15 protein-coding genes are annotated in these 17,793 nt (G+C 52.3%); 10 read left to right on the top strand and 5 right to left on the bottom strand.

Annotated elements, in window-relative coordinates; translation table 11 throughout:
- The coding region (locus IGR76_18060) for a DUF1939 domain-containing protein (protein MBF2080362.1) at positions 1–778 on the top strand (778 nt) is incomplete at its 5' end.
- 4 nt (positions 779–782) lie between these two features.
- Here IGR76_18060 and IGR76_18055 read toward each other — a convergent pair.
- The 5 genes from IGR76_18055 to IGR76_18035 form a co-directional block, all read right to left on the bottom strand.
- A complete protein-coding gene (locus tag IGR76_18055; protein MBF2080361.1) occupies positions 783–2,075 on the bottom strand; it encodes a PRC-barrel domain-containing protein in 1,293 nt (430 codons plus the stop codon).
- A 119-nt stretch (positions 2,076–2,194) separates the two neighbouring features.
- Positions 2,195–3,892: a bifunctional diguanylate cyclase/phosphodiesterase gene (locus tag IGR76_18050; protein MBF2080360.1), complete on the bottom strand. Its 1,698-nt coding sequence runs from the start codon at positions 3,890–3,892 to the stop codon at positions 2,195–2,197.
- A gap of 172 nt (positions 3,893–4,064) precedes the next feature.
- Positions 4,065–5,120, bottom strand: a complete 1,056-nt coding sequence (locus IGR76_18045) for an AAA family ATPase (GenBank protein MBF2080359.1) — start codon at positions 5,118–5,120, stop codon at positions 4,065–4,067.
- A 586-nt stretch (positions 5,121–5,706) separates the two neighbouring features.
- A complete protein-coding gene (locus IGR76_18040; GenBank protein ID MBF2080358.1) occupies positions 5,707–6,591 on the bottom strand; it encodes a PPC domain-containing protein in 885 nt (294 codons plus the stop codon).
- 86 nt (positions 6,592–6,677) lie between these two features.
- Positions 6,678–7,352 carry a hypothetical protein gene (locus IGR76_18035; GenBank protein ID MBF2080357.1) on the bottom strand — a complete coding sequence of 225 codons (675 nt, stop codon included), beginning with the start codon at positions 7,350–7,352 and terminating at the stop codon, positions 6,678–6,680.
- A gap of 188 nt (positions 7,353–7,540) precedes the next feature.
- On the opposite strand from IGR76_18035, the gene IGR76_18030 reads away from it, so the two are divergent.
- The 9 genes from IGR76_18030 to IGR76_17990 form a co-directional block, all read left to right on the top strand.
- A complete protein-coding gene (locus tag IGR76_18030) occupies positions 7,541–8,566 on the top strand; it encodes an adenylate/guanylate cyclase domain-containing protein (GenBank protein MBF2080356.1) in 1,026 nt (341 codons plus the stop codon).
- Between the two features lie 143 nt (positions 8,567–8,709).
- Positions 8,710–9,288 (top strand): cyclin-dependent kinase inhibitor 3 family protein, encoded by a 579-nt coding sequence (locus IGR76_18025; GenBank protein ID MBF2080355.1) that lies wholly within the window; start codon positions 8,710–8,712, stop codon positions 9,286–9,288.
- A 13-nt stretch (positions 9,289–9,301) separates the two neighbouring features.
- Positions 9,302–9,556: a TIGR03643 family protein gene (locus tag IGR76_18020; GenBank protein ID MBF2080354.1), complete on the top strand. Its 255-nt coding sequence runs from the start codon at positions 9,302–9,304 to the stop codon at positions 9,554–9,556.
- 7 nt (positions 9,557–9,563) lie between these two features.
- On the top strand, positions 9,564–10,589 hold the full coding sequence (locus IGR76_18015; protein ID MBF2080353.1) for a histone deacetylase family protein: 1,026 nt from the start codon (positions 9,564–9,566) through the stop codon (positions 10,587–10,589).
- Between the two features lie 123 nt (positions 10,590–10,712).
- The gene (locus IGR76_18010; GenBank protein ID MBF2080352.1) at positions 10,713–11,774 is read left to right on the top strand and encodes an NAD-dependent epimerase; all 1,062 of its coding nucleotides are present in this window, start codon (positions 10,713–10,715) and stop codon (positions 11,772–11,774) included.
- A 56-nt stretch (positions 11,775–11,830) separates the two neighbouring features.
- Complete coding sequence (gene msrA, locus IGR76_18005; protein MBF2080351.1) at positions 11,831–12,487, top strand: peptide-methionine (S)-S-oxide reductase MsrA; 657 nt, start codon at positions 11,831–11,833, stop codon at positions 12,485–12,487.
- A gap of 306 nt (positions 12,488–12,793) precedes the next feature.
- On the top strand, positions 12,794–15,670 hold the full coding sequence (gene recJ, locus IGR76_18000; protein ID MBF2080350.1) for a single-stranded-DNA-specific exonuclease RecJ: 2,877 nt from the start codon (positions 12,794–12,796) through the stop codon (positions 15,668–15,670).
- Between the two features lie 208 nt (positions 15,671–15,878).
- The gene (locus IGR76_17995; protein MBF2080349.1) at positions 15,879–17,219 is read left to right on the top strand and encodes a PDZ domain-containing protein; all 1,341 of its coding nucleotides are present in this window, start codon (positions 15,879–15,881) and stop codon (positions 17,217–17,219) included.
- Positions 17,220–17,496: 277 nt separating this feature from the next.
- Positions 17,497–17,793 (top strand): rhodanese-like domain-containing protein (locus tag IGR76_17990; GenBank protein ID MBF2080348.1); only part of this gene is annotated, 297 nt, incomplete at its 3' end.

Genomic DNA, 17,793 nt, shown 5'->3' with positions numbered 1-17,793 from the left:
TATGGTCGGGGAGTACTGGACGGAAGATTTAGGCATGCTGAACTGGTATATCGGCAATGCAGGCGGACGCACCACCTTGTTTGATGTGCCGCTACACTACAACTTCCATCGCGCCAGTAAGGCAGGTGGATTCTACGATATGCGGACGATCCTGGACAATACCCTGATGAAAACGCTGCCGCTTTTTGCCGTCACCTTTGTCGATAACCACGACTCTCAGCCGCTGCAATCACTGGAATCGGTGGTGGAGTCCTGGTTTAAGCCTCTGGCCTACGCGATTATTTTGCTGCGGCAGCAGGGCTATCCCTGCGTCTTCTATGCCGACTACTATGGGGCTCAGTATCGCGATCGCGGACGGGATGGCAACGAGTACGACATTTTTATGGACTCCCACCAGACGGTGATTGATCACCTGCTCTTTGCCCGCCGTCATTTCGCCTACGGTACTCAATATGACTACTTTGACCATCCTGACATTATTGGCTGGACGCGCCTAGGTACTGAGGAGCATCCCGGCGCAATGGCCGTAATTCTGAGCGATGGTCCTGGGGGCAGTAAATGGATGGAGGTGGCAAAACCCAACGCGGTGTTCTATGACCTGCTGGGCAATGTGAGCAAACCCGTGGAGACGAATGAATGTGGCTGGGGCGAGTTTTGTTGCAATGGCGGATCGGTGTCGGTGTGGGTGGAAGAGTCGCAGTTGCGATCGCATTTAAAGAAATGGATGAAACATCTAAAGTTAGCTGTATCTGCCCTGGAGAACGAGATGTCAACCTAGGGGTCTAAATCCACGGGTCGTCATCGTCCAAGTCTTCCGGCGGGATTGGTTCGGTTGGAATTGGGGGCTGGACTTGCGGATCGGCGATCGCCCCATCCACAGCACTCTGCTCTCCCACAGACGCCGATGCTACCTCGTCAGATATGTCAGATCCATTGTCATCCATGGTGGTCGCCTGTGCAGAGGACGGTTCATCCTGCGGCACTGCATCCGGGCGATCGCCCTCTGGTCTTTCCCCTGGTGTTGACGGGGAGGGATCTGAAGATTCGTCTAGCTCCCAAGTGTCCCACTCATCATCGTCATCCTTTTCCGAGGTTGCGACCTGAGCGGTTGGTGCCGATTGAGGGCGGGTTGAACCAGCGGGTGGTGCGTCCCAGTCGTCAAACTCCTTCTCAAAATCGTCTGAAAAGTCGTCGGATTCATCCCACAGGTCGTCTGCTGCTCGATCATCCCAGCGATATTCTCCGGCACGACCTTCAACATCGGGGAACGGCCATTCGTCGGGGGAGGATGCCGGATTCCAATTGCCGTCAAGGTCGGTTCGCAACTGTTCCGTGTAGGATTGGGTTTGCTCGCGGAGGCGATCGACAAAGCCTAACCCTCGCTCCTTGAAGGATTGCGCCTTATCTTTGGCCTGGGGCACAACCGTATTTTTGGCTTGCTCGGTCAGGCTTTGCCATTTTTCTAATGCCTGTTCCCGTAGGGTCAGGGCTTGCTCGGTGAGCGATCGCCATTCCTCTTCAGCACTTTCTAGCACCGACTCGCCCACCGTTGCAATCTTTTGTTTCAGCCCAGGTTTATACAGTTCAGGAGACTCCAGCACCTGATCCCGAATGCGAATTCGGCGATCGCCATAGCTCAACATCTGCCGAGGGGGGATCTGATACAGTCCGTCGGTGAGCGCCCCTAGGGGATGGGAGGTAAACAGGTAGGCTTTAATCGCGCCTGTCTTGGTGTCGAAGATGTAATCGACCACGTGCCCGACTTTCTCGCCAGAGTCCGTCCATAGCTCGTAGCCCAGCAATGACTCAATCTGGCGCACTTTCTTGCCATCCGTGGGAACCGGAGCAGAATTGACCAAAAGGCCATCATCCCCAATGGCGTGAAGTTGCGGGAGGTTAAACGCCGACTTTTTACGACCCAGAAATCCCGATGCACAGATAAAGCCAAACACTCGGTGTACTGGAGGATGCATCCACACCACCTCCACATGGCCAACCTCGTCCATTGAGTCGCGCAAAATCACTAAGCGACCTGCCAGCTCACTTTGGCGAATGGTTGGGGGGAGAGCGCTCATCGGTATCTCATCTGGGATCTAAATCGCTTGTTCTCATCCTATCGGGCGATCGCCAGTTTCGGTAGAGTGGAGCGATCGCTCCCCATTACGGATTCCCGAAATCAGGCAGACCACCGAGGCTAACTCCGAGACTGAATGAGTGCTTCTGCATCCTCAGGGGCTAGGGGTCTTGCGAACAGATATCCTTGCGCCGAATCGCAGCGTAGGGCTTTGAGTTGGGCATAGTGTTTTTGGGTTTCCACGCCTTCTGCTGTCACCTGCACACCTAAATTCCAGGCTAACCGTACTACGGATTGTAAAATTTCTAATTTTTCGAGATCTTGATCCGCATTTTCAATAAAGGATCGATCAATCTTCAGGGTATTAAATGGAAACCGATGCAGGTAGCTGAGGGATGAATACCCCGTGCCAAAATCATCAATGGATAGCTTAATGCCCATGGCCTGAAGCTGCTCAAGCGTCTCCACAATGGAGTCAGAATGATCGATCAAAACACTTTCCGTGATTTCAATGGTCAGTTGATGGGGAGAATAGTCTATTTCCTGGAGAATCTCTTGCAACCGTTCTACCATGTATTTCTGAGCAAACTGCTTGCTCGACATGTTGATGCTAATGGAAAGTTCCTGAGCATTGCGCATCCTGGTTTGCCAACCCTTCATTTGCTGGCACGCCTCCCGCAACACCCACCAACCGAGGGGAACAATCAGACCCGTTTCCTCTGCAATGGGAATAAACGAGGATGGCAACAACAGTCCCCTTTCTGGATGTTGCCAGCGGACTAAGGCTTCAAACCCCAGTATCTCTTCATTACTAATAGACACAATCGGCTGATAGTGTAACCGCAATTCATGATTGGTGATGGCGCGGCGTAACTCCGCTTCAGTTTGGATCCGTTGGTCTTGTTGGATTTTCAGGGCGCTATCAAATACCCGCCAGTGCTCGTCGGGAGAGTTTTTGACCTGATACATGGCGGTATCTGCGTCCCGTAGCCAGTCTTCAGGATGGAGATATCCGTTGGGGCCAAAGGCAATACCGATGCTGGCGTCAATGTAAATATCTTGCTGTTGGAGATGAAATGGGTGAGCGATCGTATTCCGCAACCGTTCAGCCACTTCAGTAGCCTTGGCATGGGTCGGAATATTGTCCAATAACACAGCGAACTCATCGCCACCGAGGCGGGCGATCGCGTCTTCGGGGCGTAAACACTCCCTCAGGCGTCTTCCTAACTCCTGCAGTAGCTGATTGCCAATCTGATGACCTAGATTATCGTTGACGGACTTAAATCGATCCAGATCAATAAACAGAATAGCCATTAGAGAGGATGGGTTTACCTGGAACCGTGATAACGCGCGATTGACCTGTTCCATGAATAAGTTACGGTTTGGAAGATTGGTCAGATCATCGCAGAGAGCTGGATGAAGCTGATCCGCCTCCATCTGTTTGCGCTTCGAAATATCGCGGATGGAAATAATTCCTCCCCTCTGGGGTAAAGGGCCACCACTGATCGACACCCAGATGGGGGCAGCAGAGTCGGCAGAGGTGACTAGCAGTTCCACATTTTTCAACGACTCTCCGCGCAAAGTTCGCTGTAGAGGGAGTTGGTCGTAGGGCAATGCACGGAAACTGGTATCGAGCACACTGTACGGCGACGCAGAATCTATAGACGAAAAAATCTGTTCTTTACCTTTAAACCAACTATCAGCATCAGTATTTGTAAAAATAATTCGGCATTGGTCATCTACCGCGATCACAATGTCCTTCAATCCGTTTAGAAAACTTAAATACGTTTCAGAGGAGTAGAATGCAGATTCGGCCATAGATTATGGAGGCACCAAGGGGGCAGGTTAATGGTATTGCAGACCAGAGGACTGCATTTAACTTATTTTTCCCACTCGCCAAGTCATATGCTACATGAGAAGAATATTGAGAAGGCGATCGCCCTTGATCTACCGGGCTATTCCCTAGGGTCTATCGCGCGTTCATGCAAATCTAAGCGTTGTTGGATGGCATCGTTTGCACTGGGGCACTATCGGGAATGTCGTCAGGTAGGAGAGTCGTCAGCACCTCATCGGTAAAGTCAGACATCACTGCAAGACGGTTTGCCTGACGCTCAATACTTTTCTCAAACAAATTGCGGGCAACGCGGGCATTGCCGAAGGTGTCATCTCGGTTATCGTAAAGTTCTTGGAATAGGTCGAACAGCTTTTGGCGTGCCTCTAGAGTCAGCTTAAAGTGTCCTTGACCTGCCATCCGTTCGTAGATGGCCGTCAGTTCTTCAGGCGTGTAGTGATTGAAATAAAAGTAGCGGTTGAAGCGAGATTTTAAGCCGGGGTTCGACTCAATAAACGTTGCCATCTCATCGGTGTAGCCCGCCACAATCACCACCAGGCGATCGCGCTCATCCTCCATCCGTTTTAGTAAGACATCGATGGCCTCTTGGCCAAAGTCGCGGGTACCACCCTCACGGGGAACCAGGGCGTAGGCTTCATCAATAAACAGCACTCCATCCAGCGCCGACACCACCACCTCATCCACCCGCTTTGCTGTTTGGCCAATATAGCCCGCCACCAGACCCGAGCGATCGACTTCGATTAAGTGACCTTTACTCAGGAAGCCCAACCCCTGATAAATGCGGCTCATCAGACGGGCGATCGTGGTTTTACCCGTCCCGGGGGGGCCACAAAAAACAGCATGCAGCGAAACGGGGGTTTTGGCCAGACCCTGTTCAGCGCGAATTTTTTGAACCTTGAGAAAGTTGGCTAGGGTGCGAACTTCCTCCTTAATATTTTCCATGCCGACGAGGGCGTTCAAGTCAGCTAAGGCATCGTCTAGGATCTGCGCCAGTTCTTCCTCAGTTTTTACCGGGGGAGCCTCTTCCGTTGATGGCGTTGGGATTGCTTGCTCGGCTGCGGGGGCTTGGTCGGCAGAGGGTGCAGGTTTTGTGAGTTGGGCGATCGCCTCTTTTAGTCCTACCTGATAACTCGCGATCGGGTGATAGGTATGGAGCCACTGCCAAATCTGCGATAGGGCATCCATATCGTGCATGGTGACATTGCCATCTGCCTTAGTCACCACCTGGGCAAATTTGTAGATGGCATTGACCACTTGCTCAAGGTAGTTCGTATGGCGTTCCTCGTCTAATCGCTTCAACAACGAGGGCAGCACCAGTTTCTCGGCCTGGGTCGGCTCCGCAGTCAAATCTAAAATAATTCGCAGCGTTTCCTTTTGGTACTGTAGCCGCACCTGATCGGAAAATTCCCAAGACTCAACGGCCTTGAGCTTATCGGCCTCCTGTTTCACCTGGGCATACAGGGACAAATAGGCCAGCAGTTCATTCGCATCAATATCGCCGCGACTGCGACCGCAAATCCGCATCACTTTAGCGAGATCCAGCAAAATTAAATCCGCAAAATTCGGATCCAACTGGAGCAGCGGCATCAAGGATTGATACAGCGTATTGGTTTCTTGCTTAACCAGTCGTGTGTTCACTATTTGCTGAAAATCCACCCCTGCCTCCCAGTGATGTCAATTTGCGCGTCCGGACAATCATTAGTACTTATTCTCCCATTTCGAGCTACAGATGGGGATTCAGAGGAGTTTTCCCGTCAGGAGATGCATTGTGGCTTGAGGATTAGAGGGGTTGGGTTCCGGCAAATGTACCCGATAGCTGAGCAGAGTAGTTACCGCCGCCACCTACTGCCGCAACGTTAATAATTGCCGCCACTTGGTTGCCTTGGAACTGTAGGTTCATCGTCCCTGTTCCAATGGGAATTCCAGTATTAATCGGGAGACTCACAGCAAACTGATTCGAGCCAGATGCGGCGGTTCGATCAACTGCTAAGCCTAATAGATTCTGTCTTGAGTCTACGTTCTGAAATACGGTATCGATCGATTCTCCAGCAGTCGTTAGCCCTGTGTTCGTCGCAAATCGGATCGATCCTCGTCCCGTAACGCCACCTGGAACATCACTCGAGAGCAGCGCAACTTCAAACGCATTTCTATCGTTACCCGTGACGGCAGGGAACGGTCGCGTAATGAAGAGTTGACCAAATCGCTGAAACGGCAACTGACTGGTAAAGGACCTGACAACACCACTTAAAGTCACGTTGTATACAAGCGCTTGCGGAACGCCACCACTGGTCAAGCTAGCAGGCAAATCTAGCTGATTTTTGCTTGAGGCATTGTTAAAGGTATTTTTGAGAATAAGCCGATAGGAGGTGCGATCGCCCTTGCCAGACACTTTAACGTAGTACGTTCCTGCTTTGAGCTTTGCCTTAATAGACTCATCCTGCTGACCTGGACGCTTTGCTGCCTTGATGCGGTTACCGTTACGCCGGAGCAACTCAAGATCAGCATTGGCTCTGAGCTGTCTTAAATTTAGCTTTACCCTACTCCTGCTGTTGAGACGAAACTGAAAAAAGTTGTTTCGATTCTGTTGGGAAAGCGTCCCTTTCAGCTGCTCCTGCTTTTTCAAGACTCCAAGCTTTTTGGCATTGCCGAGTCTGTTGCCAGCCATTCTAGAATCCCCAATATATTGCAAATGCCCTTTATTATAGGAGCGATCGCTCTTTTTTTCAGGGAGAGCATTCTGGACGCCTTTGCTCAAGGTACATAGGTAGACGGAACCTGAACATTCAATTCCTCACGCCACTGCGCCAAGGATTTTTCCCAATCTTCTTCCCAGCGCTGTGCCAGAAACGGTTTTGCCTGCATCCCCATGCGATAGCCTACCGCAATGCGATCGAGGAGATAATCCAACCGTTCCGGTGTTTTAAACAGGGTTCTCACCAGCCCTCCCGCTAACAGAATCGCGGACATGGTGCTGCGGGTTTGTGCCAGTTCAAAGGCTTTCAACCCTAGTTCCGACTCTTCATCAATGCCAAATCCAGTGACTAAGTGCCAGATATCGTGGGTTTGCCGTCGGCGCTGGAACAGGTAGCTGGTGTCGTCCTCAACGGAAAGATTGCGATAAAAGGCAGGGTCAAACCCGTTGTCGCGGATGTAGGTTGCATAGGCATACCCCAAGGAGTCGGGAGGAGATTGCAAAAGGGTGTCAATATCGGGCAACGGGGCAAGGTAGCGATCGCGCACCATGTCCATCACCCCAGGTTGACTTTTGATGTATTCGATGGACAGCACCGTAGATTTATCGTTTCGCAACCCGTCTTCGATGTCGTACACCGATAGGGTATTGGTCGGGTTAGCAAACAGCGAAACCGTTCCCTTCAGAGTCATGAAGGAATCCATCAAAAACTGCTGTAGAGCTTCAATACGCATAAAAAACCTCCAGACTAACGAGCAATGCGCCTATCTTTTCTCTACACGCGATCGTAGAGCAACTGCAAAAAAAGAGCTGACAGATCCCAAACTGTCTCCCCATCCCTTCCCCCTCAGAAATGCCATATTTTGACTAAAGACGGGGCATCGCGTCACTTCATAGATCTCCACTGTGGATCACGCCAACCATGCCAAAGATCTCTTATTTCCCAGATGACATTAGCATCGAGGTCGAAGAAGGCGAGATTTTGCTGAATGCCTCAAAGTTAGCCGGTATTCCCCACATGCATCTCTGCGGTGGTGCGGCTCGCTGTTCGACCTGTCGCGTATTGGTGTTGGATGGACTAGCTAACTGTAGTGAACCAAGCCGCGCCGAGCAAGTTGTTCGTCAACAGCTCTGTTTTCAGCGATCTATGCGTCTTGCCTGCCAGATGCGGGTGCTGGGGGATGTGACGGTGCGTCGGCTGGTTGTCGAGCCGGATGATGCCGAGGCCGCAACCCAGCAGATGAAGCACCGAGAACCCATCATGCCTGCGGAGGAAAGGCATCTTGCCATTCTCTTCGTTGACATCCGCGACTTTACGCCCTTAGCGGAACAACTCTTGCCCTACGACGTGATGTATTTGCTCAACCGCTACTTTCAGGCATTGGGGCGGGTGGTACAAGCCCATGGTGGCATGATCAACAACTACATGGGAGATGGCTTCATGGCGTTGTTTGGCATCCATGAGGGCGATCGCCACGTGGCTGACCATGCCATCGTCGCCGCCGTCGAGATGCTAGAAGCGATGGAGAAGCTCAATGAACATATCAAGATGCTGTACCATCGCCGCTTGGAGATTGGCATTGGCCTGCACTATGGCTCGGTGGTGGTCGGCAACGTCGGTGTGGCTGAGGATCAACGGATTACGGCGATTGGGGATGCGGTCAACTTCGCCGCGCGGATTGAATCAGCCAATAAAGTGTTAGGAAGCCATTTGCTGATTTCAGATGCGATGTACAGCCACGTGTGCGATCGCGTCCAGGTAGGTCGTCAAACGCGGCTAGAACTAAAGGGCAAGCAGGGAGAGTACTGTCTCTATGAAGTGTTGGGGCTGACCAATGCCTACATTCCTGAACCTACGGAAGGGCGATCGCCCAATCCCTCCCGTTCCCTCTGGCAGCGAATTCAGCACATTTGGCAACAATTCACAGCATGGCTTCATAGACTTTAGAAGTTGCCATTGGAAGTTTTCGCCATCGGGTAGCCTACGCAGTAGCCAATTCGGTTTTCCTTGGTTTACGCTCAAGGGAATATTAAAACCATTGGTGACATGACCACTCAGCGCCCTTCTCCTACGCCCCGTCCCGTCCGCTTATTACCTCCGAAACCGACGCCATTCGAGTTGACTTCCTCCCCGCCGACCTGCTTCCACCCTCCAGTCGGCTGGGCATGACCATTGCTCCAGGCAAACAAAATTACGGAATGCAGGCCATCTGGAAACGCGATTTGCACACCGATTTACGCCATTTGCGCGATGCATATCAGGTCGATCGCTTGGTAACGTTGCTAGAGAAGGATGAAATGGCACAACTCTCCATTCCCACCTTGCTGACCGATGCCGAAGCCTACGGAATGCGAACTCGCTGGTTACCCATTCCCGATTTCCATACCCCAACCTCAATGCAAGGACTGTTTGAACTAGTTCAGGATATTCTGACCTGGCTCCAGCAGCAGCAAACGGTTGTGGTGCATTGCAAAGGGGGATTGGGTCGGAGCGGTTTAGTAGCGGCATCCTGCTTGACGGCCATGGGACATTCTCCCGATGAAGCCTTTGCCTATGTGCGCCACGCCCGTCCGGGGAGTGTGGAAACGACAGGACAGGAAGCCTATGTGGTGGCCTTTGCCCATCACCTGCGGCAGGGAGATTTCGTATTCAATGAAGCATTGAGGTAATGAGAGGACAGGGATGAGCGATCGCACACTCGATTCTGAAACGATTAATCGCGTGATTGAGATGGCCTGGGAAGATCGAACGCCCTTTGAGGCGATCGCCGTTCAGTATGGGCTGTCCGAAAAAGAGGTGATTGCCCTCATGCGGCGAGAGATGCAGCCCTCTAGCTTCAAGATGTGGCGCAAGCGGGTGTCGGGACGCTCGACCAAACACTTGAAAAAGAGAGATTTCGTTGCTGGCCGCTTTAAATCTGCCAATCAAAAAGGATAGGGACATCGTGAAAATCATCTACAGTCCCGATCATCGCTTCCAGGATGCGTTTACCGAGTTGATCGACGGTAGGTTTCAACCTCCGGTGGAGAATCCGCGACGGGTCGAAGGGATTTTATCAGCGCTCCGGGAGAACAGCTTTGAGTCAATTGCTCCTCCCCAAGATTTTGGACTGGAGCCGATTCTGCGCGTTCACGATCCCGGTTTTGTGGAATTTCTGCAATCGGCCTGGGGCGAATGGGTCGCGAAACATGGCGAAATCGATGCACTGCCGTTGAATTGGGCGATTCGCACCATGCGGAGCGATCGCATTCCCGACGACATCGACGGCAAGCTGAGCTACTACTCCTTCGATGCTGGAACGCCCATTATCGCCGGAACCTGGCAGGCAGCCTATGCTTCTGCCCAAGTTGCTCTCACAGGACAAAGCTTTGTATCGAACGGGGAATCGGTCGTGTTTTCGCTCTGCCGTCCGCCCGGACACCATGCTGCACGGGACTTTCTGGGCGGATATTGCTTTTTGAACAATGGGGCGATCGCCGCCCAAGCCTTTCGAGATGCCGGAGCCGAGCGGGTCGCCATCCTAGATGTGGACTATCACCACGGCAACGGTACGCAAGCCATCTTTTACGATCGCGCCGATGTGCTGTTCGTGTCGATCCACGCCCATCCTCGCCTCGCCTATCCCTACTTTCTGGGCTACGACGATGAGCAGGGAGCAGGCAATGGCGAAGGGTACACCCGCAACTATCCCCTCCTACCGGGAACGGATTGGACGGTGTATCAAGACGCGTTGAACGATGCCCTACAGCAGATTAACGCTTACCAACCCGATGCTCTCGTTATTTCCCTCGGCGTGGATACCTTTGAGCATGATCCCATTTGTGACTTTAAGCTGACCACGCCGGACTACGCCAAAATGGGCGATCGCATTTCCAGCCTGGGTCTGCCAACCCTGATTGTGATGGAAGGGGGGTATGCGCTAGAGGCAATTGGGGCAAACGTCGTCAGTTTCCTAAAGGGTATGCAATAGGGACAATCTGCTTCTGAAGATGGGGTGCGATCGCAGGAGTGGCTATTTCGTTGCCCCTTGCTCCGCACTGCGATGTCATAATGATTAACTTAAATGTGCGGCAGTATGGCGAGGAGGTAGGGTATGACGACGGTTCTAGTCACTGGAGCAGCAGGATTTATCGGGTTTCATGTGGCATTGCGGCTTTTGGAGGCAGGGGTAACAGTCGTCGGTGTGGATAACCTCAGCGATTACTACGATGTCCAACTAAAGCGCGATCGCCTTGCCCAGCTTGAACCCTATCCCAACTTCACCTTCCAGAAGCTAGACCTGAGCGATCGCCCTGCCGCTGAAGCCCTATTTTCCGACTATGCGCCCAATCGCATCATCCACCTCGCCGCTCAGCCCGGTGTACGCTATTCCCTCGAAAATCCCCATGCCTACGTAGACAGCAATCTCACAGGATTTGTGAATGTACTGGAAGGCTGTCGGCATGGCAACGTAGAACACCTCGTCTATGCCTCCTCCAGTTCGGTGTATGGCGCAAACCGCACCATGCCCTTCTCCATTCACCACAATGTGGATCATCCGGTGAGCCTGTATGCAGCAACGAAGAAAGCAAACGAACTCATGGCGCATACCTACAGCCATCTCTACCGCATTCCCACCACTGGCCTGCGGTTCTTCACGGTGTATGGCCCCTGGGGACGCCCCGACATGGCGCTATTCAAGTTCACGAAAGCGATTCTGGACGGAAAATCCATTGACGTATATAACTATGGCAAAATGCGGCGCGATTTCACCTATGTGGATGACATTGCCGACGGAGTGGTGCGCGTGCTGGATCATGTCCCCGTTCCTAATGAAGACTGGTCAGGATACCAACCTGATCCGGGCAGCAGCAACGCACCGTACCGAATTTACAACATTGGCAATAATCAATCGGTAGAATTGCTGCGCTTCATCGAAGTTTTGGAAACAGAATTGGGAATTCCAGCGCGGAAGAATCTATTACCGTTGCAGCCAGGTGATGTGCTAGAAACCTACGCTGATATTGACGATTTAGTGCGTGATGTGGGCTATCGTCCCCAAACCTCGATTGAAGAAGGTATTCCTCAGTTCATCGCCTGGTATCGGGAGTATTACAACCTGGAACTACGGCCTGAAAAAGATGGGTTGAGGGCGATCGCCCCCTCCTCGATTTAGAACACCCTCTAAAATAAAAGAAGCAGCATAGTCATACCCTACCCATTCTTCAACCTATGGTTTTATTTGGATTTGGCAAAAAAACAGCCATGCCTACCCCCGCCGAGGCGCTCCCTGGACGCTCGGCTGAAATGCCCGTTCCTGAAAAGCACTATGTCAACGGCAATCCGTTGAAGCCTCCCTATCCCGATGGTATGGAAACGGCGATGTTCGGTCTGGGTTGCTTTTGGGGGGCAGAGCGTCGCTTCTGGCAGCAAAAAGGCGTATTTGTAACCGCTGTTGGCTACGCTGGAGGGCTAACCCTTAATCCGACCTATCAGGAAGTATGTTCTGGATTAACCGGACATAACGAAGTGGTGCGGGTCGTCTACGATCCGTCTGTTATTTCCTACGCCGATTTGCTGAAAGTCTTTTGGGAAAGCCATAACCCTACCCAAGGCATGCGTCAGGGCAACGACGTTGGCACCCAGTATCGCTCTGGAATCTACACCTACTCCGACAGTCAAAAGCAACTGGCCGAAGCATCTTTGAAAATGTATCAGGATGCCTTGGCGGCGGCAGGTCACAAGCAAGCGATCACCACCGAAATTCTCGATGCTCCGGCGTTTTACTACGCTGAAGATTATCACCAGCAGTACCTCGCCAAGAATCCCAACGGCTACTGTGGTCTGGGTGGCATGAATGTGAGTTGTCCGGCGATCGCCCCTGTGTAAGCGAAGCTCTCATATCCTGAGTGGCAGTGTAGGTCAAACTTACACTGCCATTTTTACGCCGCCATTCATAGCTGGCTAGCACTATAGGTATTGATTGCTATACCAATTTCTTAAATTCCAGCTATGGATCCAAGACTGAAATTGCTGACGGTACAACGCATCGTCAACTCAAAACTCAAAACTGATACTAACTTAACCGAATTGGACACTCTCTAGAACTTGTGTACTAAAGACTTGAAAACAGGGTATTCTCTAGGTAGAGTTCTCCTCATGCTCACGTCCTAGATCGATAATCGGGAATTACCTGTGACCCACTCCGACACCCTCAACTCAAAACAGGAAAATCGTTTCACGCCAGCGTCGCCTGCCCAACTCAGGCCGCTAACCGAGCGGAAACCCCCTCGACTCCCCGATCAACGCTGGCACATTGCCGAGGCTGACCCTGAGCGCGCGATCGCCCTTGCCGAAGCCACCGGATTATCGCCACTCCTCGCCCAGGTCTTAATCAACCGAGGATTTGCCACCCCTCAAGACGCCCAGGCATTTCTAGACCCCGAATCCATTTCTCTACCGTCGCCCCTGGATGAATTCCCCGATTTAGACGCGGCATTAGAGACTCTGCAAACCGCGATCGGGAAAGGCGATCGCATTGCCATTTGTGGTGACTACGATGCCGACGGGATGACCAGTACGGTTTTGTTACTGCGATCGCTCCGCGCCTTGGGAGCCGATGTCGATTACGCCATCCCCAGCCGTTTAACCGAAGGTTACGGCATCAATCGCCGCATTGTTGAAGAGTTTCATCAGGAAGGTATTCGCCTAATCCTGACCGTCGATAACGGCATCGCCGCCTACGACCCAATCGTTCGCGCCAAAGAACTGGGACTTTCGGTGATCATTACCGACCACCACGACATCCCCGACCAGCTTCCGCCTGCCGATGCGATTCTGAATCCCAAGCTCATCAATCCAGAATCGCCTTTCTTTGGAGTCGCGGGGGTCGGGGTCGCCTATATTCTGGCGGTATGCTTGGCACAACGCTTCAACCGTCTCCAAGAGTTAACGTCCCCGCTCCTCGAACTATTCACCCTAGGCACCATTGCCGATCTAGCACCGTTGACCGGGGTGAACCGACGCTGGGTGAAGCGAGGCTTGCGCCTATTGCCCCAGTCGAAACTGATCGGCATTCAAGCGCTGATGCAGGTCAGTGGCGTTACGGGCGATGATAAAACTCTCAAACCCGAAGCGATCGGCTTCCGACTTGGCCCTCGCATCAATGCGATCGGTCGCTTGGCCAATCCCCAACTTGTGATCGAGCTGCTGACCACCGATGATGAAGGGCGTGCCCTAGAACTGGCGATGGTGTGCGAACAGATCAACCAGAAACGACAGCGCCTATGCGAACTGATTGAACAGGAGGCGATCGCCTTTATTGAAACCAATGCTATCCCCCTGCAGCAGGATCGGGTGTTGGTGATTGTGCAACCCGACTGGCATCATGGCGTAATTGGCATTGTGGCCTCGCGTCTCGTCGAGCGCTACGGGGTTCCGGTGTTCATTGGCACCTACGAAGACGAGGAACAGCACCACATTCGCGGCTCAGCACGGGGCATTCCCGAATTCAACGTGTTTGAAGCGCTGCAATTTTGCGACGAGCTGTTGGGCAAATACGGCGGCCATCGGGCGGCAGGCGGATTTTCACTTCCCGCCGATTACCTCCCCGAATTTCAAAAACGCCTCAGCATCTTTGCCCACCAACAGCTTTTACCGGAACACCTCAAACCCCTTGTCACTATTGATACACAAGCCGATCTATTTGATGTTGACCTAGACCTCTATCATCAAATCGATCGCCTCCATCCCTGCGGCATTGAGAACCCCGATCCAGTCTTTTGGACACCCAACGTGCGGGTTCTGGAACAGCGCACCATCGGACGCGATCAGGCTCATTTGAAACTGCTCCTTGCTCCAGACGAGGGGGCAAGCTTTATTGCGGCTAATCCCCAAATCACCCAAGGTATTGGGGCGATCGCCTGGCGCTGGGGAAGCTACTGTCCTTTACCCCAGCGGCTAGATGTGGCCTACCGTTTGCGCCTTAACGACTGGAATGGCGAACAGTCGGTGCAGTTGGAAATCGTCGGTGTGCGTCCTGCCATCCAGCCATTGGAACTCCTGCCAATCGAGAACCAACGGAGTACCGACGTCGATACCGCTATCCATGAAATGCTGCCGGGAAAGGTAGAGTTTTACTACAATCGTCGGCTCTACGAATGCAGTGTCTCGACCCAGACCGGAACCGCCTCTGAGGAAACCTCGCGCGAACTTAGAATTCGGAATCCAGAGGGATGTGTGCTGGCAGTGCAGCCTAGTCAGCGCCAGGGATTGTTAGGAACCTCACGGGACACGGCCACGGTGGTTGATGTCCTTCAACCCCACTATTTCAATCTCATTCGAGCCGCGATCGCCGCCCTGGAATTGGCGGATAAGCGAGAACGCCTGATCAAAACAGAACAGCAGTTGGCCGAGTGCGAACGGCAGGTGCTTCAACTCAACGAACAGGTAGAAGCCCTTCAGCCTCACGTCCAGGCAGAGGCGATCGCCCCTCTCGCTGCACCGGACGCTACACCCCTGACCCCTAAGCAAATTCGCGAGGCTCTGCACCAGCACCTAGGGGAAACTGTATGGACTGCCCTCCATCCCCGCAGCCAAACGGATCTCGCCGCCGCCGCAAAAATCATGCTTGAACCCGATAATTTAGAGGCAAACGGCGCAGACTTAATCAAACGGCTTACGGACACCCTAGAGCGAGAATTAGTACAGCCGCTATTTCGGGAGCTGCGAACCTACTGCCTAGCGCATCAGCACCTAGATACCATCGCGGAGATTCCGTTGCGATCGCGCAAAAAGTACCGTTTATCTATGCTGTTGACCCTGTTGGAGAAAGCCTCAACAGACACGGCAGATGCTAAGATTCTGCAAACCTTTTGGACAGATTGTCCATATCCTGCGTTCCAAACGATTGGACAACACCCTGAGCTTGCAGAAATGCTCAAACAGGTAAACGTGCTTGCAAGTCAAGCCATCCCCACTCGTTCGGTGTCTGATCTCCAGTCAATGTACGGATGGGTAATCGGACAGCCCCACCAGCCCGGAATTTTACAAATCGTTTACAGCGGTTTTTAAAATAAAAACAGTGGCACAATAGACGAAATGCGCTTCACCTCGGACAGTTCCAGATGTTGCCTAAAACTGGCACACGCCTTCTTAGAGGGTAGTGAGCATCTGGATATCCTAGTGGAAATATTTCGCCAATGAGCACAATATACCCAGGTATTTATACGTTCAGGGTGGTGCATCAGCCTACACGTCAACCTTTCAGGGCTGTAAGAAGATGACAAAATACGGTAGATTCTCTAGTCGGTTGCTTAGAAGCGCTACGTTTAGCGGGGTAATTGCTGCTGGGACAGCATTTCTTGAACTTGGTTATGCCTCTGCGGTACAGGCATCGTTTCACGATAGTTATAAGGCAACCCTAGATGAAGCCTGGCAAATCGTAAACCAAGAATACGTCGATACCACGTTTAACGGTGTCGATTGGCAAACAGTACGTTTAGATCTACTGAGCCAGGACTATGCATCCAAAGAAGACGCCTATGAAGCCCTTCGCGCAGCGTTGGCTGAGCTTGACGATCCCTACACTCGTTTCATGGCTCCCAGCGACTATCAAGCGCTGCTGAATCAAACTTCTGGTGAACTGTCCGGGGTGGGTATCAAACTTCAGGTGGATCCCCAGACTCAAGTTTTAAGCGTAGTTGAACCCATCCCTAATTCACCCGCCAGTGCGGCAAACCTCCAAGCAGGCGATCGCATCTTGCAAATCGATGGTCAATCTACAGAGGGAATGACCGTTCAAGATGCCTCCGATCGCATTCGCGGTGAATTAGGAACGTCCGTTGATTTGCAAATCGGACGGGGTGAGGACATTTTTGAGGTGACTCTTGTTCGCCAACGCATTGAACTGCCGTCCGTCAGCTACCGAGTACAGTCCGATGATGGATATCAGATTGGCTATATCCAGCTCCGGGAATTCAGCTCCCACGCCGCCGATCAAATGCGGCAAGCGATCCAAGATCTCTCCAACCAAAACGTTGACGGATTTGTTCTCGATTTGCGAGGCAACCCAGGCGGACTTCTGCAAGCTAGTATCGATATTTCGCGGATGTGGATCGATTCGGGTTCCATTGTGCGAACCGTCGATCGGGATAATGCGAGCGAAGAAGTGAAGGCCACCCATACCGCATTGACTCAAAAACCCCTGGTTGTATTGGTAGATAACCGCTCTGCAAGCTCCAGCGAGATTTTGACTGGAGCCTTAATGGACAACGATCGCGCTGTGGTTGTTGGGACGCAAACCTATGGCAAGGCATTAGTTCAGTCTGTTCACTCGTTGACGGATGGGGCTGGCATTGCCGTTACGGTGGCTCACTACTACACCCCGAATGGAACGGACATTAGCCACCTTGGTATTACGCCTGATATTCCAATTTCACTGACCGCGACCGATCGTCAGCGCTTATCGACCAATCCAGACTTACTCGCTACGCTGGCCGATCCCCAGTATGTTCAAGCGATCGAAGCGCTAGAACCTGCGATCCTGGCCGAGCGCAATGCTCCTCCCACCCAGGTGGGTCGCACCACGATCAGTGATCAACTGACTGAATTGCCTCAGTAAGGCAGGACGTAGGAAGAACGGGTTTAAGAAGGCCGTTAACTCAACAAAGCTGAAAACCAGATTTTACCCTGCGCTGCCCTGGTAGGCGGTGCAGGTTTTTACTGGTACTATCGGGCTTATGCTATGCCATTGTGATGAGTAAAAACATCGTTAGCTCCCCTGAGGTTCAGCCGGAAGGAAGGTATTTGCGTCTATTCTCCCAGGCGATAGAGCCTGATTGTTATGGGCGATTGCTAGGGTGCAAGAGACGCAATACAGGCACATTTGATTTGATTTTATGATTGACATGCAGAACACGATCGGTAACGCAAAAGACAAGGTTTTGAATGTCGTTAGCAAAACGCCTGTTCCGATCCCTCCCGAATTTCATGAGCAGGCCAGCGTTCATGAGCTAAAAAGCCGTCTAGATTGGGGTGAACCCGCTCTAACCATCCTGGATGTGCGATCGCTCCAAGCGTTCAGACAAAAGCGCATTTTAGGATCAGTATCTGTTCCCTTGGAAGCGCTTCGTCAACGAACACGGCTTAACCTAGAAGCCAGTCGCGATCTGTATGTGTATGGGGAAACCGATGCT

Source organism: Synechococcales cyanobacterium T60_A2020_003, assembly GCA_015272205.1.
Classification (GTDB): Bacteria; Cyanobacteriota; Cyanobacteriia; order RECH01; family RECH01; genus JACYMB01.
The sequence above is the reverse complement of the archived record's forward strand: the minus strand, read 5'-3'. Positions and strand labels throughout refer to the sequence as shown.

What these genes read in the sequence shown, in the direction of transcription:
- IGR76_18010 (MBF2080352.1), top strand. Translation starts at nt 10,713, where the DNA reads ATGACGACGGTTCTAGTCACTGGAGCAGCAGGATTTATCGGGTTTCAT.
- IGR76_18040 (MBF2080358.1), bottom strand. Translation starts at nt 6,591, where the DNA reads ATGGCTGGCAACAGACTCGGCAATGCCAAAAAGCTTGGAGTCTTGAAA.
- IGR76_17995 (MBF2080349.1), top strand. Translation starts at nt 15,879, where the DNA reads ATGACAAAATACGGTAGATTCTCTAGTCGGTTGCTTAGAAGCGCTACG.
- IGR76_18030 (MBF2080356.1), top strand. Translation starts at nt 7,541, where the DNA reads ATGCCAAAGATCTCTTATTTCCCAGATGACATTAGCATCGAGGTCGAA.
- IGR76_18045 (MBF2080359.1), bottom strand. Translation starts at nt 5,120, where the DNA reads ATGCACGATATGGATGCCCTATCGCAGATTTGGCAGTGGCTCCATACC.
- IGR76_18055 (MBF2080361.1), bottom strand. Translation starts at nt 2,075, where the DNA reads ATGAGCGCTCTCCCCCCAACCATTCGCCAAAGTGAGCTGGCAGGTCGC.
- IGR76_18020 (MBF2080354.1), top strand. Translation starts at nt 9,302, where the DNA reads ATGAGCGATCGCACACTCGATTCTGAAACGATTAATCGCGTGATTGAG.
- msrA (MBF2080351.1), top strand. Translation starts at nt 11,831, where the DNA reads ATGGTTTTATTTGGATTTGGCAAAAAAACAGCCATGCCTACCCCCGCC.
- IGR76_18050 (MBF2080360.1), bottom strand. Translation starts at nt 3,892, where the DNA reads ATGGCCGAATCTGCATTCTACTCCTCTGAAACGTATTTAAGTTTTCTA.
- IGR76_18035 (MBF2080357.1), bottom strand. Translation starts at nt 7,352, where the DNA reads ATGCGTATTGAAGCTCTACAGCAGTTTTTGATGGATTCCTTCATGACT.